At 57.8% G+C, this 3,774-nt stretch carries 2 protein-coding genes; both read right to left on the bottom strand.

Translation table 11 applies throughout. The features are described from left to right. Nucleotides 1–225, bottom strand: a 225-nt coding sequence (locus tag VES88_07335) for an AMP-binding protein (GenBank protein ID HYN81297.1), incomplete at its 3' end; no start/stop codon positions are given. Nucleotides 226–599: 374 nt separating this feature from the next. After that, complete coding sequence (locus tag VES88_07340; protein ID HYN81298.1) at nucleotides 600–3,746, bottom strand: hypothetical protein; 3,147 nt, start codon at nucleotides 3,744–3,746, stop codon at nucleotides 600–602. Nucleotides 3,747–3,774: the final 28 nt, after the last annotated feature.

Here is a 3,774-nt window from a genome sequence, read left to right on the forward strand (position 1 = left end):
GGCGGCAGCGAAGAAGGCTTCGAGAATGCCGGCGCGGTTCGTCGAAAGCACTGCGACGCAATCGCCGCTTCGCACTCCGGTCGTCGCGCGCAAGTAGTTGGCGAGCCGCGTCGCGCGCTCGTCGAACTGGCGGTAAGTCAACTCCGCGCCGGTCGTCAAATCGATGACCGCCACCTTATTTCGCGAGAGCACGGCGCGCTGCGCCAGCCAATCTCTGACGAACATCTCGCCTCCATTGCAGATTTCGGATTGCCGAATGCGGATTGAAAAGATAACTGGTTTATGACTTATGCACGAATCAGCAGGGAGTGAGATGGACACGGATCAACAAAGATGTTTCTTCTGCTCATTTTATTCGTGTCCCTCCGTGATACAAGTCCGCGATTCCTTGTTTTTTGAGCAAGTTTTGACAGAAACAACGATCCACTAAATCACACTAACTAACACGAATTGCTTTTGGTGTCTTTTCGTGGAATTTCGTGGATCGTTTCCCTTCGGTTGCGGGCTAACAGCCGCGATGTGTGCATCTATGGCTCAATGTTTTTCTTAGCTGTTGCGTAAGTCCTATGGTTGGCTATCCGAGATCCGCATTCCGCGATTCAGAAGTTGAGCTTCAGCGCGAATTGAATGATCCGCGGGTTGTTACTCGTCGAGATGATGCGACCGAACGACGCGGGACCGGCGTTCAAGTCACTAATCGGGTTGGCGAAGTTGACTTGGTTGAAGAGATTGAAGAACTCCGAGCGAAACTCGATGTTGCGCGTCTCGCCAATGGGGAAGCGTTTGAAGACGGAGAAGTCAACGTTCGTTTGACGCGGACCGCGTAGGATATTGCGCCCGACGTTGCCGAAGTCGGTGCAGACGACGGCGGGCAATGAACACGAGGCATCTGTCACCGCCGCCCCGCCCGAACTGGGAATGACTTGCCCGCCCAGCAAGCGAGGACGCACGAACGCCGCCGGATTGAAGAATAAACCGGCGGGAATATTGGTACGCGCGGTCTCGATCGTCGCACCGGGGGCGAAGCTGGGACGTGAGAGCGTCGGCAAGTTCAAGCCGTATAACGAAGCTGAGCCGCCATCCACGATGTCAATCGGCAACCCCGACTGAGCGGTGATGATCGTGCCTAATTGAAAACCGCCGAGTAGCGCGCGACCAAGGGCGGAATTGCGTGCGAAAGCGGGCGTTGGCAATCCGTAAATACCACTGAGGACGAAGCGGTGTGTACGGTCGAAGTCCGAGACACCGCGATTGGCGCGGTTGTCGAATTGGTTGCCGAGGATCGGCGAAGACTCGCCGACATTGCCTGGATTGATGACGCCGCCCGTGCCAGGTCCGCCGCCCGCGCCGGAAGCGTTATCAATGGATTTCGCAAAGGTGTATGACGCGAGAAACGATAATCCACCGGAGAAGCGTTTGGTGAGGCTTGTTTGCAGCGAATTGTAGTTCGATTGGGCGGTTGATTGGTTTTGGAAAAAGTTGTTGATGCCCGCGCCCTGAAATGGAGCGCGCAAGGTGGCGTTGGCGGGCGAGTTGGTCGTGATCACTGCGCCCGTCACTTGATTGACAATCGGATTCGTGGGACTGGCAAGACCGGGTTGATTGATGGCTATTTGCCGGAAGAGATTGACGCCGTGAGTGCCGACGTAGGCGGCTTCAACAAGATAATTGCGGAAGAGTTCGTACTGCACACTCGCGTTGTATTGTTGGAGATAAGGCGTGCGTATATTGCGGTCGAAGAAGGCTCCCGAAAGCGCGACCCCGGGGACGAAGGTCGGGAACTGATTTTGCGCGGGCGCGGGGAAGAACGGATTGGCAACCGGAATAGACCTTCCCAAGTCAATACCGACTCCGGCGACGCGCGTGCCGAAGACGAAGGTCGGCGGCGCGATGACGTTCAAGGTGACGTACTGGAATGACGTGCGCGAATAGAAGATGCCGTAACCGCCGCGAAAGACGAGACGGTTCGAGTCGAGCGGCGAATAAGCGAAACCGACGCGCGGCGCGAAGTTGTTCGGGTCTTTGCTTCTGACCACGCGGTCGTCGACGTTCGGGACGCTAGCTAAATCGTATTCGGGAATCACGTTTCCGGCTTGGACGAAGCCGCTGCCGGTGTTGACAAGCTGGCGCGGGTCGTAGAGCGTCGGGTCGAAGGTGGCGATGCGTCCGCGCGTGTCGGTTGGCGGCAGATCGAGTTCGTAGCGCAGTCCGAGATTGAGCGTGAGTTTCGGCGTGACTTTGAAATCGTCTTGGACGAAGAAGTTGTAATCGGGAGCGCGCAAACTGCGGTCGCCAATGCCGCTGCCGAAGACAGAGACGAAGGCGTTTCCTTGAAGGAACTGGTCGAAGGTGAGGAAGTTAATCTGTCCGCGCGTGAAGAAGTTGAGTGTGTAGTTGTTTTCGCTGTAACGAAATTCCGCGCCGGTGCGAATCTGGTGTTTGCCCACCGTGATGGAGAGCGTATCGGCGAGCGTCGTCGAAGGCGCCGTCGCCAGCACGTCAATCGTCCCCGAAGTGCCGATGGTGACGGCACCCGCCCCGCCGATGTTGATGAGTGGCAGACCGGGAAACGTGCTTTCGTTGGCGCGCGTGATGCCGACGGCGGAACTGCTGGTCGGTTGCTGCGGGAACGCATCGACGCGAATAAAGTTGTAACCGAAGCGCGCTTCGTTGACGACGGTCGGCGAGAAGACCCGCACGTACTGAAGCGAGAGCAGACGGTTGTTGTTTTGTTGAAAGTTGCCGAAGCCGGGGACGTTCGGACCGCCGCCCAAGAAACTCGGCAGGACGAGCGTCTGCGGCGCGTTCGAGAAGAAAAACTTGCCGGAGAATGTGTTGTTGTCGTTGAAGCGGTAATCTATGTTGGCGTTGAACTGATTTTCCTCAAACTCGGACGGTGTCGAGCCGGAGAAGCGACCGTCGGCAGTTTGCGGCGTTGGAATTAGAAAACCGCCGCCCTCCAACTGCGTGTTCAAGAGCGAGAGCGCGGTCGGGTTGATCGCGGTCAATGGCACTGCATTTCTTGAATTGTAAAGCGCGAGCAGCCTTGCCGCTGAGCGGTCGTCGGTCAAGCCGGGCGTAATCAAGATATTCGACGACAAGCTGTTGATGACCGACGCGCCGTTGCGTTCGCGCGTGCCTTGATACGACGCGAAGAAGAACGCTCTATCGGGCACGATGGGTCCGCCGATGACGCCGCCGAAGATGTTGCGCTTGAGGACGGGACGGCGCACCCCGACGGCTTTCAAAAAGGGATTGTTGGCGTTCAAGGCATCGTTGCGGAAGTATTCATAAACGCTACCGCGGAAATTGTTCGAACCCGACTTGGTGACGGCTTGGACGTTGCCGCCGCCGGAGCGTCCGAAGGTCGCGTCGTAGAGCGAGGTCTGTACCTTGAATTCCTGAATTGATTCGGGCGCGGGGACTGACAGCGAGGGAGCGGAGTTGGTGCCCTGCGAGTTGGCGTCAATGCCGTTGATTTGGAAGTTGTTGTTCGTGACGCGCCCGCCGTTGACCGAAATGTTTTGTGAGTTCCGCCCGACCGCCGTGTTGTCGGGAAGGTAGGTCGCCGTTCCGGTCGAGAGTCCGAGGATCTGCGTGAAGTTCCTGGTCGCAAGCGGCAGTTCGGCGACCGTGCGCGAATCGACGACGCGCCCGAGCTGCGAGCTTTCGCTCTGCACGATCGGGCCGACCGAAGCGTTGACGACCACGGTTTCACCCGTCAATCCGCCGACGCCGAGTTCCACCGGGATGCTCGTCGTCTCAGTAATCGAG

This window comes from Gemmatimonadaceae bacterium (genome assembly GCA_035633115.1).
Taxonomy (GTDB): Bacteria; Gemmatimonadota; Gemmatimonadetes; order Gemmatimonadales; family Gemmatimonadaceae; genus UBA4720.